Origin of the sequence: Arenibacter certesii DSM 19833 (assembly GCF_000429545.1) — a bacterium.
GTDB lineage: Bacteria > Bacteroidota > Bacteroidia > Flavobacteriales > Flavobacteriaceae > Arenibacter > Arenibacter certesii.
In genome coordinates, this window is the sequence record NZ_AUCB01000010.1 from 19899 (window position 1) to 38416 (window position 18518).

15 protein-coding genes are annotated in these 18518 nt (G+C 37.7%); 2 read left to right on the forward strand and 13 right to left on the reverse strand.

The annotated features are described in order from the left end of the window. Positions 1-4: 4 nt before the first annotated feature. On the reverse strand, positions 5-1186 hold the full coding sequence (locus G466_RS0105990; protein WP_026812846.1) for a lipoprotein N-acyltransferase Lnb domain-containing protein: 1182 nt from the start codon (positions 1184-1186) through the stop codon (positions 5-7). A gap of 223 nt (positions 1187-1409) precedes the next feature. On the opposite strand from G466_RS0105990, the gene G466_RS0105995 reads away from it, so the two are divergent. Beyond that, positions 1410-2174, forward strand: a complete 765-nt coding sequence (locus G466_RS0105995; protein ID WP_034234844.1) for a CDP-alcohol phosphatidyltransferase family protein — start codon at positions 1410-1412, stop codon at positions 2172-2174. Positions 2175-2282: 108 nt separating this feature from the next. Here the strand turns inward: G466_RS0105995 and lptB are convergent, their stop codons facing one another. From lptB to G466_RS0106015, 4 genes are all read right to left on the reverse strand, one after another. Further along, positions 2283-3023 (reverse strand): LPS export ABC transporter ATP-binding protein, encoded by a 741-nt coding sequence (lptB, locus tag G466_RS0106000; protein ID WP_026812848.1) that lies wholly within the window; start codon positions 3021-3023, stop codon positions 2283-2285. Between the two features lie 64 nt (positions 3024-3087). Further along, positions 3088-3438: a carboxymuconolactone decarboxylase family protein gene (locus G466_RS0106005; protein ID WP_026812849.1), complete on the reverse strand. Its 351-nt coding sequence runs from the start codon at positions 3436-3438 to the stop codon at positions 3088-3090. Next, complete coding sequence (gene tatC, locus G466_RS0106010) at positions 3422-4261, reverse strand: twin-arginine translocase subunit TatC (protein WP_026812850.1); 840 nt, start codon at positions 4259-4261, stop codon at positions 3422-3424. Before tatC ends, G466_RS0106005 begins: the two co-directional genes overlap by 17 nt. Further along, positions 4261-5226: a KpsF/GutQ family sugar-phosphate isomerase gene (locus G466_RS0106015; RefSeq protein WP_026812851.1), complete on the reverse strand. Its 966-nt coding sequence runs from the start codon at positions 5224-5226 to the stop codon at positions 4261-4263. Before G466_RS0106015 ends, tatC begins: the two co-directional genes overlap by 1 nt. A 214-nt stretch (positions 5227-5440) precedes the next feature. Here G466_RS0106015 and recQ point away from each other — a divergent pair, with 214 nt between their 5' ends. Next, positions 5441-7642 carry a DNA helicase RecQ gene (gene recQ, locus G466_RS0106020; RefSeq protein WP_026812852.1) on the forward strand — a complete coding sequence of 734 codons (2202 nt, stop codon included), beginning with the start codon at positions 5441-5443 and terminating at the stop codon, positions 7640-7642. A 67-nt stretch (positions 7643-7709) separates the two neighbouring features. Here the strand turns inward: recQ and G466_RS0106025 are convergent, their stop codons facing one another. From G466_RS0106025 to G466_RS0106060, 8 genes are all read right to left on the reverse strand, one after another. Beyond that, the gene (locus G466_RS0106025; protein ID WP_026812853.1) at positions 7710-8765 is read right to left on the reverse strand and encodes a S66 peptidase family protein; all 1056 of its coding nucleotides are present in this window, start codon (positions 8763-8765) and stop codon (positions 7710-7712) included. A 98-nt stretch (positions 8766-8863) separates the two neighbouring features. Further along, on the reverse strand, positions 8864-10195 hold the full coding sequence (locus tag G466_RS0106030; protein WP_026812854.1) for a carboxypeptidase-like regulatory domain-containing protein: 1332 nt from the start codon (positions 10193-10195) through the stop codon (positions 8864-8866). A gap of 489 nt (positions 10196-10684) precedes the next feature. Next, positions 10685-12229 carry a carbon-nitrogen hydrolase family protein gene (locus G466_RS0106035; RefSeq protein ID WP_026812855.1) on the reverse strand — a complete coding sequence of 515 codons (1545 nt, stop codon included), beginning with the start codon at positions 12227-12229 and terminating at the stop codon, positions 10685-10687. A gap of 24 nt (positions 12230-12253) precedes the next feature. After that, positions 12254-12988, reverse strand: coding sequence for a 23S rRNA pseudouridine(2604) synthase RluF (gene rluF / locus G466_RS0106040; RefSeq protein WP_026812856.1), 735 nt, complete (start codon positions 12986-12988; stop codon positions 12254-12256). Between the two features lie 131 nt (positions 12989-13119). Further along, complete coding sequence (locus G466_RS0106045; protein WP_026812857.1) at positions 13120-15225, reverse strand: glycoside hydrolase family 20 zincin-like fold domain-containing protein; 2106 nt, start codon at positions 15223-15225, stop codon at positions 13120-13122. 161 nt (positions 15226-15386) lie between these two features. Further along, a complete protein-coding gene (locus tag G466_RS0106050) occupies positions 15387-15839 on the reverse strand; it encodes a DUF1569 domain-containing protein (protein WP_026812858.1) in 453 nt (150 codons plus the stop codon). Positions 15840-16018: 179 nt separating this feature from the next. Then, entirely contained in the window at positions 16019-17131 is a 1113-nt protein-coding gene (locus G466_RS0106055) for a Gfo/Idh/MocA family protein (RefSeq protein WP_026812859.1), read from the reverse strand. A gap of 11 nt (positions 17132-17142) precedes the next feature. Then, positions 17143-18510 (reverse strand): aldehyde dehydrogenase, encoded by a 1368-nt coding sequence (locus tag G466_RS0106060; protein WP_026812860.1) that lies wholly within the window; start codon positions 18508-18510, stop codon positions 17143-17145. Positions 18511-18518 lie beyond the last annotated feature (8 nt).

The window sequence follows — 18518 nt, forward strand, 5'->3', positions numbered from 1 at the left end:
AATTTTATTTTAAACGGATTGATTGCTGAAAATAGTTCCATAAAAAAAGATATCTTATTCCAAGCAGTATAAGTAACGGTACTATTAGTGGTGAAAATGACTGAATGTTAAGGATCCAAAAAATAGTTGTAAGTACCAACAACCCTAAGAGCAATAACATATATTTAGGAAGCCACGAAGCTTCCCCATTTTTTTTCAAGACAATAAAAGCTATAAACGTATTTAATGGAAATACCCATAATATATTAAAGTTATCGACAGTGGCAGTATGATCGGTAAAAAACCATAAAAATAGCAATAATATCCCTGCTAACCCGGTTAGGATAAAAAGACCAAAATCCAGGATTCTGCTTCGCTTTTTGTTTTTGAAGTCCAAATAGGTAATGCTTATAACAAATACTGAAAATGCCAATATCCAAAATAGGGGGGTAGTAAGAAAATTACTCCCAGTGTTGCTTTCTTTTCTATTCAAAATCATTTGTTCCTTGCTCACTAAATTTTGAAGATCTAAAGAGGTGTTTCCCAATTGCTTCATCACATAATCGGGTAGAAACATATGTTCCTTGCTACTGGCTGTTTTGTCAATTACCGAACCTAAAGCGAGATCTATTCCAAAACTTGACCAGGAATTTAAGGTCAATTTCTGGTGTAGGAGCTCTCGGAAAGTATATTTTTCCTCTAGTTGGTCTTTAAAATGTAATTTGGTACCCAATGATTCTTCTAGGACATCGCCAATTTTGGTAGCGCAATTATTGTAGAAAAAATCGTATTTATAGTCTCTGTTTTCAGGTAAGTGATTTGTTTCCAGAAATTGGTATAGACTATTTATTTCCTTTTGATCTAGATTTAAGTGCTGCTCTTTAACCCATCTGTTTTCCAATTCATAGGCGTATAGAAAGTAGGGTGTTTCTTGTTTGCTCAGGGAATAATATAGATTTCCCTTGGCAAAATCCACATAGAACATAGGAGGGTTAAAATCAAAAGTACCATAGTTATAAACTACATCTAGCCCTTGAACGGGATCCTGAACCCTAAAGGCACTATGGCCAAAGGTGGTGTATAGATCATCACCAGCCCCGCAGGTAAGTACGCTAATTTGGGCACTAGCTGATAACTGGCCCTGTTGAGCCCCACAGAAAATAGAAATACTGAAAAAGAATAAGATGATTTGATATTTTAACCACATATTTTAAACGGAGACGCTGCTAATAGCAGATAATTGACACAAATATCGAATAAATAAAAGGATTTAAGAACACTGGACGATGGGATTGTAAAAAAGTGTATATATTTTAACAGCATTTTTTAATAAATGGTATTTTTACCCCTAACTTGTCTTGGTTCCGAATGATTATATGATTCAGGTTAAATTTAGGAGCAAAATAGTATACATAAAGCAAACTAACCCTATGAAAAGGCATATTCCGAATTTTATTACTTTGTTAAACGTACTTTGCGGTTGTATTGCAACGGTATTTGCGGTTAAAAATCAATTGGAGATTGCAGCTATATTTGTTTTTTTAGGTATTTTTTTCGATTTTTTCGATGGCTTGGCTGCCCGTGCCCTAAATGTGAAAAGCGAACTTGGCCTTCAGCTGGATTCGTTGGCCGATATGATTACTAGTGGATTGGTTCCCGGAATTGTGATGTATCAATTGTTGAGCATGTCAATACATGGAGGATGGAATATAGGGTGGACTTCTGTGCCTACTGAAACTATTACGGAAAGTGGTTCCAGTCTGTCTTGGCTGCCCTTTGTCGGATTCTTAATCACGATGGGATCGGCTTATCGTTTGGCTAAATTTAATGTAGATGAAAACCAAGTGTCTTCTTTTGTTGGTTTGCCAACACCAGCTAATGCTTTACTAATATTATCCTTTCCTCTTATTCTCCTATATCATCATAATGATCTCTTAAATGATATTATCCTAAACGAATTCTTTTTGATCGTTACCACCGTGATAAGTACTTTTTTATTAAATGCCCCTATTAAATTGTTTGCCCTAAAATTTGATAACTGGAGCTTTAGGGACAACGCAATGCGTTATATATTCATCTTAGTGAGTTTGGTGCTAATTTTGACCATTAAGTTTATGGCGATTCCAGCAATAATAGCCTTATATATATTAAGTTCTCTAATTATTCAGTTAGATAGTAGAAAGAAAATTCAATAACCGTTGCCTTAGAAGTGGTTTAAACTAATTTTTGCTGCGAAATATTCTTGTAATTAGGGGTGGGCTATTTGAAAATGTTGGGAGTTTAGTAACTGATTTTAGGTTGCTCTAAAAGTCCAATTTCTTTTTTCGCAGTTCAAAATTTTGTCCTAGGTACACTTTACGCACCATTTCATCTGCTGCCAAATCTTCTGGAATACCTGATTTTAAAATTCCGCCCTCAAACATTAAATAAGAACGTTCTGTTATGGCTAAGGTTTCTTGCACGTTATGGTCGGTGATCAAAATACCTATATTTTTATTCTTAAGTTGGGCAACAATTCGCTGTATATCCTCAACGGCTACGGGGTCTACTCCCGCAAATGGTTCGTCCAATAAGATGAATTTTGGGTCGGTTGCTAGCGCTCTTGCTATTTCGGTACGCCTTCTTTCTCCACCAGATAAAAGATCCCCCCTATTTTTTCGAATGTGACCGAGTCCAAATTCTTCAATAAGGGACTCCATTTTCATCAACTGTTCTTTCTTGCTTAATTTGGTAAGCTGTAATACGCTCAGAATATTCTCTTCAATACTTAGTTTTCTGAATACGGAAGCTTCCTGCGCTAAGTATCCAATCCCATTTTGTGCTCTTTTGTACATGGGGAATTTGGTGATTTCTTTTTTATCTAGAAAAATTCTGCCACCATTAGGTTTAATTAAACCTACGATCATATAGAAAGAGGTGGTTTTTCCGGCTCCATTTGGTCCCAGTAAACCTACAATTTCTCCTTGGTTTACTTCCAGGGAAATTCCTTTAACTACTTGTCGTCCACGGTAGGACTTCATTATATTTTCCGCTCTTAGCTTCATTTTTCTGATGGTATTCCTCAAAACTAACCCTAATCTTTTTCAGGGGAAAGTATTTGTAGATTTTTTAACCTTGTAAATTTTCTAGCTCTTCCCAATATTCATAGGCTCTTCTTAGATGGGGTACAACAATAGTGCCACCTACCAATGTGGCTATTCCCAGGGTTTCCATAACCTCTTCCTTAGTGGCTCCTTCTTTATGTGAACTTTCCAAATGATATTTTACGCAGTCGTCACAACGAAGTACGGCAGAGGCTACCAAACCTAATAATTCCTTAGTTTTAACATCTAGGGCGCCAGCAGCGTAAGCATTGGTGTCTAGATTGAAAATCCGCTTTAATAATTTGTTGTTATCACCCAAAATTTTTTCGTTCATTTTGGATCGATACTCATTAAACTCCTTAACTTGATTTGACATTGCGCTTCATTTTTTTAGCTTCATTCCTTAAAACAACTTTTGAAATATAGATACTTACTTGATAAAGTATTAGTATGGGAATCGCTACTATTATCTGGCTGGCCACGTCTGGTGGCGTTATTACCGCTGAAATGATCAATACCACAACTAGGGCTATTTTTCGATATTTACGTAATATTTCTGGAGTGACTAGTCCAATTTTGGTTAGGAAATAGATGATTATAGGCAGTTCAAAGATTAGTCCACAGGCAATTACAGCCGCTCTTACTGTAGAGATATAAGAACTTAAGTCAATTTCCCGTATTACGGTATCGCTAATAGAATAACCACCTAGGAAGTTGATGGACAACGGGGCAACCACGTAATATCCAAACAATACCCCAGTAAAAAATAGGGAAGAAGCAATAAAGATAAAACCTTTTGCACTCTGTCTTTCGGTGTCATAGAGACCAGGAGCAATGAATTTCCATAATTCATAGAGGATATAGGGGAAGCCCACAATAAATCCAGCCCAAATAGAGGTCCAAATATGTGCGGAAAACTGCTCGGACATCTGTCTACTTTGGACAGTAAACAATGGCTCTGCACTGCAAAATGCTTCACTAAAACCTAACATTTTAGATAGGTTGCAGAAAACTTCATAAGTAGGGAAATCGGGCATCATTGGCCCGAAAATTACGGTTCCAAATACGAAATCCTTCATTAAGAAGGCTATACTCCCTACTATTACAATAGCTAAAGTTGAACGAATTAAATGCCATCTTAATTCTTCCAAATGGTCTAGGAAAGACATTTCATCGGGGGTCTTTTTGTTTTTTGCCATTACAGTATTCCTTCTTTTATTAAATTATGTAAATGTACTATCCCTTTATAATTATCCCCTTCAACAGCCAACAATTGTGAAATGCCTTTGGCTTGCATTAGTTCTAGGGCCTTTATGGCCAGGACGTTTACTTCTATCGTTTTAGGGGTGCTGCTCATAATATCCTTGGCAGTTAAGCCGTAGATAGTATCAAATTTATTTAGCATGCGTCTTATATCCCCATCGGTCACTATGCCTACTACTTTATTATTTTCCATTACGGCTGTGGCACCAAGCATTTTTTCTGAAATTTCCACAATCACTGATTTTACATCGCTGGTAATATCAACCATGGGGACCTCATTATTAATGGCAAGGTCTCCTACCGTTAGATATAACTTTTTGCCCAAGGCGCCTCCAGGATGATATTTTGCAAAATCCTTACTGCTAAAACCCTTTAGTTCCAGCAGGCATATTGCTAGTGCATCCCCCATAACCAATTGAGCCGTTGTACTGGTAGTAGGGGCCAAATTATTTGGGCAGGCTTCTTTCTCTACATAGGTATTTAGTACATAATCTGACTGCAGTGCCAAAAAGGATTCTGTATTTCCAGTCATCCCTATCAATTTGTTCTTGCCACGTTTAATTAAGGGAACTAGCATTTTAATTTCCGCGGTATTACCACTTTTGGAAATGCAAATTACCACATCGTTTTCTTGTATTGTACCTAAATCTCCGTGTATAGCATCTGCAGCATGCATAAAAATAGAAGGAGTACCAGTAGAATTTAAAGTAGCAACAATTTTAGAAGCTATAAGGGCACTTTTCCCGATACCCGAAATAATAACCCTACCTTTGGAGGTGCGGATGCATTCAACGGCTTTGGAGAAATCATCATTTAAGAGTGAGGAAAGTTGATGTATTGCCTCAGCCTCGGTTTCAATAGTTTTTTTCGCTATCGCCAGGATAGCATTATGATTGCTCAAAATAATGTTAAATTATGTTGTGAAATTTCTATCGTAAAAGAAAGTATTATATTTAAAACTGTAAAATTACATAAACTAAAGTATATAGGATATAATTAAATATTAAGAAATTTATTTCTGAGAAATATTTAATTTAAATCTGGAAAATTACTTAACTTAAGATTTACTTTTGGTGTAGTTGCCAAATAACATGATGAAAATGGTAAAGTACGGTATGAGTATGGAAGAGGTCGATTTAGCTGCATCTCTAAAAAAGTTTTTTGGGTTCTCCCAATTTAAAGGATTACAGAAAGGTGTAATCGAAAATATAATTCAAGGGAAACACACGTTTGTGATTATGCCCACTGGAGGGGGGAAATCCTTATGTTATCAACTCCCCGCATTAATGCAGGAGGGAACCGCTATAGTGGTCTCCCCTCTAATAGCTTTAATGAAAAATCAGGTAGATGCTATAAGGGGTGTATCTGAAAATGCAGGTGTAGCCCATGTCCTAAACTCCTCCCTCACCAAAACAGAGATTAAACAGGTGAAAAAGGACGTTAGCTCCGGGATTACAAAACTACTATATGTAGCCCCCGAGTCCTTGACCAAGCATGAATATGTTGACTTTCTACAAAACGAAAGAATTTCTTTTGTTGCCGTAGATGAAGCCCACTGTATTTCTGAGTGGGGACACGATTTTAGACCCGAATACAGAAATTTAAAATCTATTGTTAAAAGATTGGGAGATGGTATTCCCCTAATTGCACTTACCGCTACTGCTACCCCCAAGGTGCAGGAAGATATAATTAAAAACTTGGGTATTGGAGATGCTAAAGTCTTTAAGGCAAGCTTTAATAGACCTAACCTATATTATGAAGTGCGCCCAAAAACGCAAAATGTGGACGCGGATATCATTCGTTTCGTAAAACAGAATAAAGGAAAATCGGGAATTATATATTGCCTAAGCCGTAAGAGAGTGGAAGAATTGGCACAGGTATTACAAGTAAACGGCGTGAGCGCCGTACCTTATCATGCGGGATTTGATGCTAAAACCAGATCTAAGCATCAGGATATGTTCCTAATGGAAGATGTAGATGTGGTAGTAGCTACTATTGCCTTTGGTATGGGAATAGATAAGCCCGATGTGCGATTTGTGATCCACCACGATATCCCCAAAAGTATAGAAAGCTATTATCAAGAAACAGGTCGTGCTGGTAGGGATGGCGGTGAAGGCCATTGTTTGGCATTTTATTCCTATAAGGATATTGAGAAATTGGAAAAGTTTATGTCCGGAAAACCAGTTGCGGAACAGGAAATTGGAAATGCCCTTCTGCAGGAAGTCGTCGCTTTTGCTGAAACTTCAATATCACGAAGAAAATTTATTCTGCATTATTTTGGAGAAGAATTTGATGAGATAAACGGAGAAGGTGCGGATATGGATGATAATACACGTAACCCCAAAGAAAAACAAGAAGCCAAGGATAATGTTGTTAAGGTGATCCAAGTAGTTACTGGTACCAGTGAGAAATTTAAATCCAAGGAGGTAGTTAGAGCCTTAATAGGTAAGAGTAATGCCTTAATCTCATCCCATAAAACTGAGGATAAAGAATTTTTCGGAATTGGAAAGGATAAGGATAAGGGGTACTGGATGGCTTTAATCCGTCAGATGTTGGTGGCCGGACTATTGAAAAAAGAGATAGAGCAGTATGGAATTCTGCATGTTACACCCATGGGGAAAGAGTTTGAAAAAGAGCCTAGCTCATTTATGATGACTATGGACCATGTGTATAATAAAGAGTCCGATGATGCTATTGTAAGTGCAGCCAGAACCGGTGGAGGAGTGGCAGACAGTAAATTATTTGCTATGCTAAAGGACTTGAGAAAGAAACAAGCCCATAAGCTAGAAGTTCCACCATTTGTAGTGTTCCAAGATCCTTCTTTGGAAGACATGGCCTTAAAATATCCAATAACCTTAGAAGAACTTGTTAATATTAACGGAGTAGGGGAAGGGAAAGCCAAGAGATATGGGAAACCATTTTTGCAATTAATTGCTTCCTACGTTGAGGATAATGATATTCTAAGACCCGATGATCTGGTTGTGAAGAGTACAGGTGCCAATTCTGCCTTAAAACTATATATCATTCAGAATGTGGACCGTAAACTACCCTTAGATGATATTGCTTCTTCCAAAGGGTTGGAGTTGAATGAATTGATAAAGGAAATGGAGCAGATCGTTTACAGCGGGACTAAATTAAACTTGGATTATTGGATCGATGATATTTTGGACGAAGACCAACAAGAGGAAATTCACGATTACTTTTTAGAAGCCGAATCCGATGATCTAGAAGAAGCATTAAAAGAGTTTGATGGGGATTACGAAGATGAGGAACTTAGATTATATCGACTCAAGTTTATTAGTGAAGTGGCCAATTAGGCTGCATCGATTATAAATATTAAAAAATCCCCGTTTTTTTATAAACGGGGATTTTTACATCTACACTTTATTGTACGGCACTTTCCAATAAGGTTAATCGCATTTTATCAGCATCTAGAGAGGCCATTGCTCCAATCGGAAAGGTGAAATTATAATCTATATGACCAAAAGTAAGTCCGTATACGGCAGGAATGTTTAAGGGTGCTATTCTATCCATTATAACTTCTTTTAGGGTGAATGTTGTAGGATCTGGTATGCGGTCACAACCTTTAAAAACACCTAAGGCCAACCCTGCGGCTTTATGAAAGGTTTTGCTGTGGATTAGTTGAGTAAGCATTCTGTCAATACGGTATGGAGCTTCCTCAATTTCTTCTAAGCATATTATGGCATCCGTAAAATCTATTTCATCGGGAGTACCCACTAGCGCACTAACTAAAGTAAGGCTACCGCCAACTAGTTTTCCACTTACCTTTCCAGGACAGATATTATATTGATCGTACTCAGGCTTTTTGTATTCTGAAATAAGGGGGTATTTTTTGTTTTTTAGTGATTGTTCTGACTTGGTATGCATTACTACTTTTTTCAATTGAGCAATACTGTAGTCCTCTGTAATAGTACTTCCCACTGGTCCATGGAAGGTTATTAGCCCCGTTTTTTGATAGATTCCGTTTAAAAGTGCTGTAATATCACTAAATCCGATGAATGCCTTTGGGTTTTTGCTTATAATATCATAATCTATCAGGTGCATAATACGGGTGCATCCATAACCTCCACGGGCACAAAGAATGCCATCTACCTTCGGATTTGCAAACATTTCATTTAGGTCTGCAACCCTTTCTTCATCTGTATTGCTAAAATAACCATGATTTCCAAGTATACGGTCGGTATGGAATGGGATAAACCCCATTTTTATCAAGGTTTCTTTTGCTTTCTCTAAAATAAATGATGGAATTGCGAACCCAGGAGCTATTAGCCCTATAATGTCCCCTTTTTTTAATGCTTTGGCTTTTACTGGTGTTATTGGGGGTGCTATTGACGATGTATGGCCTAGCAATAATGATGGGGCTAAACAAGCCATTCCTACACCTGTTGCTTTCTTTAAGAATTGTCTTCTCTCTTTCATGAAAATGGGAATATGGGCTAAAATAACAAAATTCCATATAAAAACTTAGGGGATACAAAGGTATCAGTCCTCCCTATTCACGAAACTAGTTTTCAGGCTTATTTAGCAGGTTTTCCGTTATCGGACCCCGACCTTCTAAGTTGTCGTTGAATTTTTTTAATCGCAGATTCAATCGATTTTTCTGGTTCAATGATATTGTATTCGCCCCAAAAGTCTGGATCTGCAAAGCCTGTTGCCTCATCACTTAAAATTACCGATGACTTTAAACGATTTTTAAACTTGGGAATATCTCCCGAAACATTCTTTTCCCAATCGGTGATTGCCATTTCAGAGGTCATACTATAAACAGAGTTAAAAAGCTTATCGTCCCAATTAATTTTAAATACCAATAATACATTGCTATATCCATAGTACCACTTTCCATTCTTTTCCCTATAATCTACTCTATAAGCAATGTCAGTTGGCCATACATTGGCCCTTGCTGGCTTTTTACGGACAAATAGTCTTGCGGCTTCTTCCTTGTCCGTTATGTTTAGGGAGAAGACAGCACTGGTAAGTATTTTGTTTTCCCCATCTATATATAGTTTGCCTTGATAAAGAGGGGCGGTAATAGTTTCTTTTTGTTTAAAATTTATCACATAGATTAGTTTGTTGTTGATCCGGGTATAGTTTTCAAAACTAAAATTGTAATCTTCAAAGGTGTCTTCGGTAAAAATGTATTGGGGATATTTTACCATATCAACAAACAAGGTGTTGAATGGGCCTCCCTGCAATTTTAAGACCACGGTGTCTAATTTACTATAATCTGTGCTTTTTCTAGACTTGTAGAGCTCTACAGCATCCCTACGGTCATTGTTATAGGGCGTTTTGTATATATTGACTACCGCTTCGGATAGGGATACGTTCTTTCTCCTTTTTTTTATAGTTTCTCTATAAAATGCAGTCATAATGGTGGGCTCGTCAAAGTAATTGTCTCCTCTCCGGTTTAATGTTTCCCACACCAAGGCTTTGGCATCTTTGGGAATCGCTAAACTTACTTCTGGCAATTCTATAGCTGATGTCTCTAGTGCAATCTTATTTTTATTTTCCTTTAATTGCACTAAGGGCACTTCTGTAGTACGGTATCCGAGGAAAGAAAATAGTACTTTACCCTCTGTAATTTCCTTAGGAACTTTTAATGAAAAGACGCCCTCCGCGTTGCTCACCGTAGTTATATTGGTGTTTTCCAAGGAAATATTCGCCAACACTAAAGGTTTGTTAGTCTGGCTGTCTGATACAGTACCCTGATAGAGATTGAACGTAGTCTCTTGGTCTTGCATGTCTTGAAACATAGATGTTGCCCAAAGCTGACCGGATGTTCCTAGCAGAAACAGTACCTGTAGTACTGCCACTAACATTCCTGTTTTTATGTGAATGAATTTTTCTTTCATGGGATATTTTTTATGATACGTACTATTAAATGTTAAGATTTGTTCCCTATGATTTATACTAATTAAGTTAACTACACTAATTCGATATAAGTGAATCTATTTTTAATAATTACAGCATATCAATTTTATATATCCCACTTAAAGTGGAGAGATCGATGGCCAAATTGCCCTAATGTCCAGAATTGGGTTTCGGTCTTGTTTCAGTGCTGCCCAGTATCACTCATCCTTTTTAGTGAGAATGGTGCGTATTCATGATTTTAGTTAAAATAGGAATATTTAAATAAGGAACATCCCTATTTCTAAGATAATGAATTTAAGTGAATTACCCTAATGAAGATAGGAACTATTTGGGATGGGAAGGTTTATGAAGATAATGCTGTTTTTTAATAGAAAGGTGCGGGCATAGGAAAACCATGCCCGCATTTTTTAGTTCGGTATACCATACAAAAATTAGGAATTAGGACGGTATTCCGTATGCCTAAGTAGGGCTTAGGTATTTAATTTTCTTAAATCAAAGAGATCTTTTCTTCTATCTTTTAAATTCCTTACACTCCCAAACTGATTCAGCTCTGTCAATAGATCCAAATCCAGGTCAACAATCAGGATCATCTCTGTATTGGGGGTGGCTTCCGCCTTTATCCCATTGGCAGGAAAAGCAAAATCGCAAGGGGTGAAAACCATAGATTGCGCGTATTGGATATCCATATTATGTACTTTGGGCAAGTTGCCAACGCTACCTGCAATTGCTACATAACATTCGTTTTCTATAGCTCTCGCCTGGGCGCAATACCGTACTCTTGAATATCCGTTTTGGGTATCGGTAAGGAAGGGGATAAATAAAATATCCATTCCTTCATCAGCAAGGAGCCTGCTTAATTCCGGGAATTCGGAATCGTAACAGATTAGGATACCGATCTTACCACAATCGGTATCAAATGTTTTTAATTGATTACCGCCCTGCATTCCCCAAACCCGTTCTTCATCTGGAGTAACATGTAATTTTTCGTATCGCTCCTTGGTGCCGTCCCTTTTGCATAAATAGCCCACGTTGTAAAGCTTACCATCCTTCATTTCTGGCATGCTGCCCGCAATAATATTGATATTATAGGAAATAGCTAATTCGGAGAACTTTTGAACTATGGTAGCGGTATGCATGGCCAATTTACGGATGGCTTCAGACTCCGATAAGTGATTGTCCTCTGCCATTAAAGGAGCATTGAAAAACTCGGGAAACAGAGCAAAATCTGAACGATACCCAGAAACGGAATCAATAAAAAATTCGGCTTGCTGAAGTACGTCATCCAAATTTTTATAGGCCCTCATTTGCCATTGTATCAAGCCTAGCCTAACCACTCTTTTGTTGGTGGAGGGGTTTTTATTTACTTTCTCGTAGTAAATATTGTCCCATTTCAATAAAACTGCGTAATCATTGGAAGCCGCATCGCCTTCAAGATAATTTTTCAATATCCTAGTGGGATGAAAGTCATTAGAAATTTGAAAATTAAGTACAGGGTCGTGAATTTCCTTGCTTTTAACTTTTTCTATATAGGCTTTAGGAGTAAGGGTATCCATGTATTTGTGATAGTTGGGAATCCTCCCCCCAAACGCTACCCCTTTTAAATTTAGTCGTTCACATAGATCTTTTCTGTAATCATAAAGTCGTCTTCCCAAACGCATTCCCCTATATTCGGGTTTTATAAATACATCAATACCATATAGGATATCACCATCAGCGGTATGGGTATTAAAAGAATAATCGCCAGTAATTTGTTGGTAAGTATGTTGATTATCAAAATCGTTATAGTTTATAATAATAGACAGCGCACAACCAGCAATTTGGTTATTCACCTTGATGACCACTTGGCCTTCCTGAAATTGGTTGATCAACGTTTCTATCTGATGCTCTCTCCAATAGGATTGGGGCATGGTAGTGTAAGAGGCTATCATAGCAGATTTTAATTCCTGATAGTCGTCCAAGCCTAAATAGGACAGTTCTATGTTCTCTATGTCCTCTATATTAATTTTATTGTCCATTTGTTGTTTTCAGTAAGGTGAATGTTAAGATTTTGGGGTTTTAGTGGAGTTGTTAACCATGGTGTTGATCTCCAGTAGCTCGTTTTCGGTTAAATCGCGCCATTTTCCTACAGGTATATCCAATTTCACATTCATGATGCGTATCCGTTTCAATGAGGTTACATTGTAGTCAAAATACTCGCACATACGACGTATTTGTCTGTTTAGTCCTTGGGTTAGCGTAATTTTAAATTCAAATTTACCCAGCTGCTCCAATTGGCATTTTTTGGTCATACGGCCCAAAATAGGGACCCCATTACTCATGTTTTCCAAAAATTCCTTGGTAATAGGACGGTCTACGCTAACTATGTAATCTTTTTCATGATTATTACTTGCTCGTAAAATCTTGTTTACAATATCCCCGTCATTGGTCAATAGAATTAGTCCTTCACTAGGTTTATCTAACCTGCCTATGGGAAATATTCTACTGGGGTAGTTAATGTAATCTACAATATTATCTTTTTCCCGTCTAGTATCCGTGGTACATACAATACCGATAGGCTTGTTAAAGGCAATATAGACAGGTTTGTCTTGTGGTTCCGAAATTAATTTTCCGTCAACACGTACTTCGTCACCGTCTGAAATTCTTGTACCCATTTCCGGTACTTTACCATTAATGGTGACCTTACCTTGATCTATTAATTTGTCTGCTGCCCTTCTAGAGCAGTAGCCCATTTCACTTAAATACTTATTTATCCGAGTACCTTCCTTCTCTTTCATATTCGCTCCTTAAGCCCGATTTAAGTATCGGGTTTTAGAGCCGAAATATACTGAAATAAACTTTTATATGGTGTAAGATCAGTGTAAGAAATTTATTGGAACCACCGTCCTTTCACTATTGAATCTCCTGCTTATTTTTTTAAGGGGTCTGTATTTTCTAAATACATTTCTTTTTCTAATCCCTTATCCAATTGTTTAAAAAATAACATCTCCGCATAAAATTGCCAATCGAAATTTAAGGACTGATTTGCCAAATGAACATGGTGATCCTGATCTAAAATATAGTTTGCTGGCTTATTGAGGATTCGTGTTTTCCTATATACATTTTCCAACTCCTTTCTAAGGGAGTTAAAGTCCGATTTCAGTTCCTTTAATTTTGCTGCAGAGGCCATTATTTCATCCCGACTTACTGCGTTGTCATATTCTGCTAATGTCAGTAATATCTTTGGGCTATACTGTGCCAATTTGTTCACCTGCTCGTACACTTGTAGGTTGTAATCGTTTCTAAGGGCATTGGACCGTGCTAGGGTTATCTTTTTTGAAATGCTGTCCGTAAGTTCCATATACTGGGCTGCTTTTTCTAATCGGTCTGCATTAGCAACACTCCAGGCTCCTTTATCGTTAATGTTTGGGAAGTCCATCAGCCCATCTTCCATGGGCTGTTCCATAGATTTTAAATAGTTGCGTTTGTTTCCTTTTAATAGTGCATTTTTCCAAAACGCTACTGGTCCTTCCAAATCGCTAATAAAAGCATTTTCAATAGCCGCTAGGGGAAAGCCGTATTCTCGTTGTCTAAAAGCCATTTTTATCTCTTCATTGCTGCGTTTATCTCCTGTCCAAGAATATTCTGCAAAAGCTAAAATTCCGCGCATGTACAATTCAAAATGGGGGGAGTCATCATCCCAAAGCGTCAATAATAATCCTTTAGACCCACTTTCTATAGAGCTAACTGCAAAGGATCTGATATTTTCCATATTACTGTCGTTTTGTGGCATGAGTACCCATCTGGTCTGACCTGCGGTAGCGCCCATAACCTCCATCCCGTGATCCGTAAACCATTGCATGGCTTTTATATTGCCTGGTGCTTGCGGAGTTTCGTAATTCCATCGCATATAAATGCAGTTCTTTGGGAAGTCGTCTAAAAAGGCAAGTAATTTATGTTCATTTTCTTCCCAAACCTTTTCTACTTCTTCTTCAGTCATTTCTGGCTTAAACATAGGAGCGTAGACATCTGCCTGTAATAAGGGCATATCGTCCCAGAATATGGGGGTTCTGTTATGCTCTTCTGCAAATTTGGATACCTTGTCTAGCCAAATCAATTGTAGTTTTAAAGCAGGTTCTTTACTCCCTCTGCCGCTAGTATGTACTTCATCTCCGCCTACATGAAGGTATTTTCCATGTGGGAAGGCCTCTATAGCATCCAAATAGAGATCAAACTGAACTTCATAAGTTTTAGGGTCCAATGGGTTAAATGCCCAATCACTGCTAGGGTTGTCCCGTAAGTTGTGATATTCCGGATGCTTTAAAATAAATGAAGCATGACCAAGACCTTGTACTAAGGGACTAATCTCTATGTGTCGCTCTTTAGCGTAGTCGCTAATTTTCCTCCATTCCTCAATGCTTAGCGCATCATCGGAGGCTATAGTGGGTTGGCGTTTAAATTTTAATTTGTCCTCTATTTCCAAGATTATACCGTTTACCTTATAGCTGGCCAGTTTATTCATTAAACCGTAGTAGTAATCCGTTGTTTCTAAGTGATGCTTGACATCTAAATGAACGGCCCGATAGGAAAGTTTGGGGTAATCGATAATTTGGCACAGGGGAAGGTTTACTTCCTGATCCTTGGCATCTTCATATAATTGCTCTAGGGTAGCAAATGCATAAAACAGTCCGGCTTTATCCTTTGCTTTAATATGAATGGATTCTTTTTCTATAGAAAGGGTATAGCCCTCAGAGGGTATATCCATATTAGCTTCTATTTGATAGTTGAGATGCGCTTGCCCATTGTTATCTTCTTTTTTTAACGGTAGAATACCTCGGGTAAGTATGGGTAGCTTTTCTTGATTGATGGCCCAATGTGTAATTTCCGTAGAGGGGGAAAAAGAGCTTATTCCGGTGATGTTAAATTCTTGTGGTTGTGGTAGTAATTTAAAATCGCCCATTTTTTGCTCTTGGTTAGAACAGGCTAATAGAAAAATGGAAAAGGTTAAAAGGAATATAAAAGATTTTTTTTTCATGGTCTTAAAATAAGGGGATTATTCGTTGTTTTTTTATCATAACTTTCAATCATGGAACGTGTATGACAGGAAAACCTTAAATATATAGAATAAAATAAAAGGTAATAGATAGGCGGGTATAATAGTATTATGTTTCAGGTTTAACAAAGTGGCCCTAAAGTTTAAACTCCAAATTGTTCTAAATGATGGTTTAAGTGCTTGTAGAAGAGGTTGTTCCATTCTGTTTGAGTTAGCTTTCCAAATGAATGTGATTCTTTTTGATGAAAATAGTCCGCTCCAAGTTTCTGGGTTTTTATTAGATATTCCGTCAATTGGTTTTTTTCTTTTTCAAAATCTCTTTCATCCGAAATAATGAAAGCTGGGGCAGTCCTACTATTTTTTTTATACTGTTTTTCATTCACTACGATTTGCTTTACGAATAGTTTTAGCAATAACTTCATCAATCCGTTGGGTTGGGGATGTTTATCTGTATATACCATTTCATAAGGTACATTACAATGGGCCAACATTTGGGCCACATTCATTTTCCCCCACTGTGGAACCGTGGTTGGGGTTAGCGTATTCATTCTAATAATGATCTCTTCAGTAACTTTGGGATCAAATATATTTTTCATGATACTTTGGTATTGGCGTCCTTTTCGGGTAGGATGATGTATTAATTAATTGGATGTAAATATAGTTTAATTTGAATTGAGCCGATTTAGGTGAAAATAACTATTGCTAGAGTATTCTATCTATTGAGCGCTTTTTCTCCTTCTTTATATACGAGGTGCTTATAATTTTCTTGAAAGATTTACTTTAGATTTATCCATTCTCCAGTGTGGGCGCTTTTTTTAGCAGCTTCCAAAATTTCTACTACCAACATATTGTTCTCTAGCGCTGGGAGATCGTGGTCCTGTAGAATTATCTCGTTATTTATGACCGCTACTAATAAGCTGAAGGGATCCTTATACGGATCGGTAAGCGGTTCAAGGCGCGCCTTTTGTTCAGACTTATCGTTTTTATATCTAAATCTCATGTCAGTGCCATTATCACTAATAAGGTATCCTGTATTCCCATATACCTCCATGTCTTTTCTAGAAAACGGCCAATTCCAGGAAGCTTGAATTATACCTTGCATTTTTGGATATCGCAAAATAATGGTAGCCTCATCATCTACCTTCGGATATATTTCGGGTTTCATGGTCTGGGTCAATGCCATTACCGCTTCCGGTCTCTCGCCCTTTGTTAACCAAGTAATTAAATTGGCGCCGTAACAACCAAAGTCGGTTAAGGCTCCTGCACCGTTTAATTTTGGATCGGTAAGCCACTCTAAAAATTCTTTGCTCACCCCAATCTCCTTGGGGCCCTCATGGCCGTCATGGACCACAATCTTACGCAATTCTCCAATTTTATTGGATTGAACCATTTCATAAACCCTATGATTAGAAGCATACCAAGTTGTTTCATAGTTGGTGAGGAGATGAATGTTATGCTTTTTGGCCAGTGACTTCATTTTATTAGCGTGATCCATACTTACTGCCAAAGGCTTCTCTACCATAACATGGATCCCTTTAGGAGCACAGGCTTCTACCACGGCGAGGTGATCGTAAATACTGCCAAATGCGGCAACAGCTTGAGGGTTTACTTGGCTAATCATTTCCTCCATACTGTTAAACACTAAGTCCATAGAAAATCCATAGTGCTTTGCATGTCTTGCCACTAACTCTTTATTGGATTCTACAATCCCTACAATCTGTATATCCCCTTTATCTGGTCGGCTCAGGATCCAATGCACATGGTCATGGGAGAGTCCGGCTACACCAAGCCTAAGTGGTTCCTTAGTGGACTGGCCAGTTAAAGATAAAGGATTTAAGTAGAGGAGCAGTACAAGAAAAGGGAGACCTAAAAGCTTAAAGATTTTCATACAGTGGTCCATTATCCTATAAGTCGTTTTATCCATTTTAGTTTACTTTTGGTATGGGGATAATATTTTAGTTCTGGTTCTATCCAAGTCGCCTTGTCTAATATTCCTTTATAATGTGAAAAAGCTCTAAATCCGTGTTCTCCGTGATAAGCACCTATGCCGCTATCACCAACCCCGCCAAACCCTAAATTACTGTTGGCAATATGCATCACAGTATCGTTAACAGCACCTCCACCAAAGGAAATCTGATCCAATACTTTTTGTTTGGCCTCACTATCTTTTGTAAATACATAACAGGCCAAGGGTTTTGGTCTTTCCTTTATCTTGGCAATAATGGCATCTAGATCATCATATTCGATTACGGGTAGAACTGGTCCAAAAATTTCGTCCTGCATTACCTCGTGGTCAAATGTGATATCGGTCAAAATGGTGGGTTCAATTATTCGGGTTTCAGTATTGTATTTTCCTCCCGTGTATACCTTATCGGCATCTATCAAAGAAATTAGTCGCTCTACATTGGCATCATTAATAATTTGTACATAGTTATCCTCCTCTACTAAGAATTTGGATTGTTCTATTTCTTTTTTGGCCATTTCTAAGAATTGGTCTTTTATGGACCGATGCACCACTACATAGTCTGGGGCTATACAAGTCTGACCAGCATTTAGGAATTTGCCCCAAATTAATCGTTTGACCGTGATCTTAAGGTCGCAATTTTCGGTAATGATAGCAGGACTTTTACCTCCTAATTCTAGAGTTACGGGGGTAAGATTTTTTGCTGCTGCCTGATATACGATTTTACCGACACCAATGCTTCCAGTAAAGAATATTTTATCAAATTTTTGATTCAATAGTGCCGTTGTTTCTGGAACGCCGCCTTCCACTACCTTAAAGAAATTTGGGTTAAAATTCTCATTGATCAGCTTGGCCATGGCATTACTGGTATTTATGGGAAGCTCACTTGGTTTTAACACAACAGTGTTTCCAGCGGCAATGGCAGCTATTGCAGGGGCAAGGGATAATTGATACGGATAATTCCATGCGCCAATAATTAAACTTACTCCTAAGGGCTCAGGAATAATATACGATCTTGCGGGAAGATTGGCCAAATTGGTCCTCACCCTTTTTTTCTTAGACCATTTTGAAACGTTCTTTATAGCTTCTTTAATATCGTGGTATAGCAGGCTTATTTCAGTTGTATAGTTTTCAAAGACCGATTTCTTAAAGTCCTTATAAATAGCCTCATGAAGCGCATCTTCATTTTCCCTTAGCAAGGATTCCAATTTTCGTAATTGGGCAATCCTAAATTCTATCTCTTTGGTAGCATTGGATTGGAAGAACTCTCTTTGAAGGTTTACTACCTCTTGTATATTATCCATAATGATTG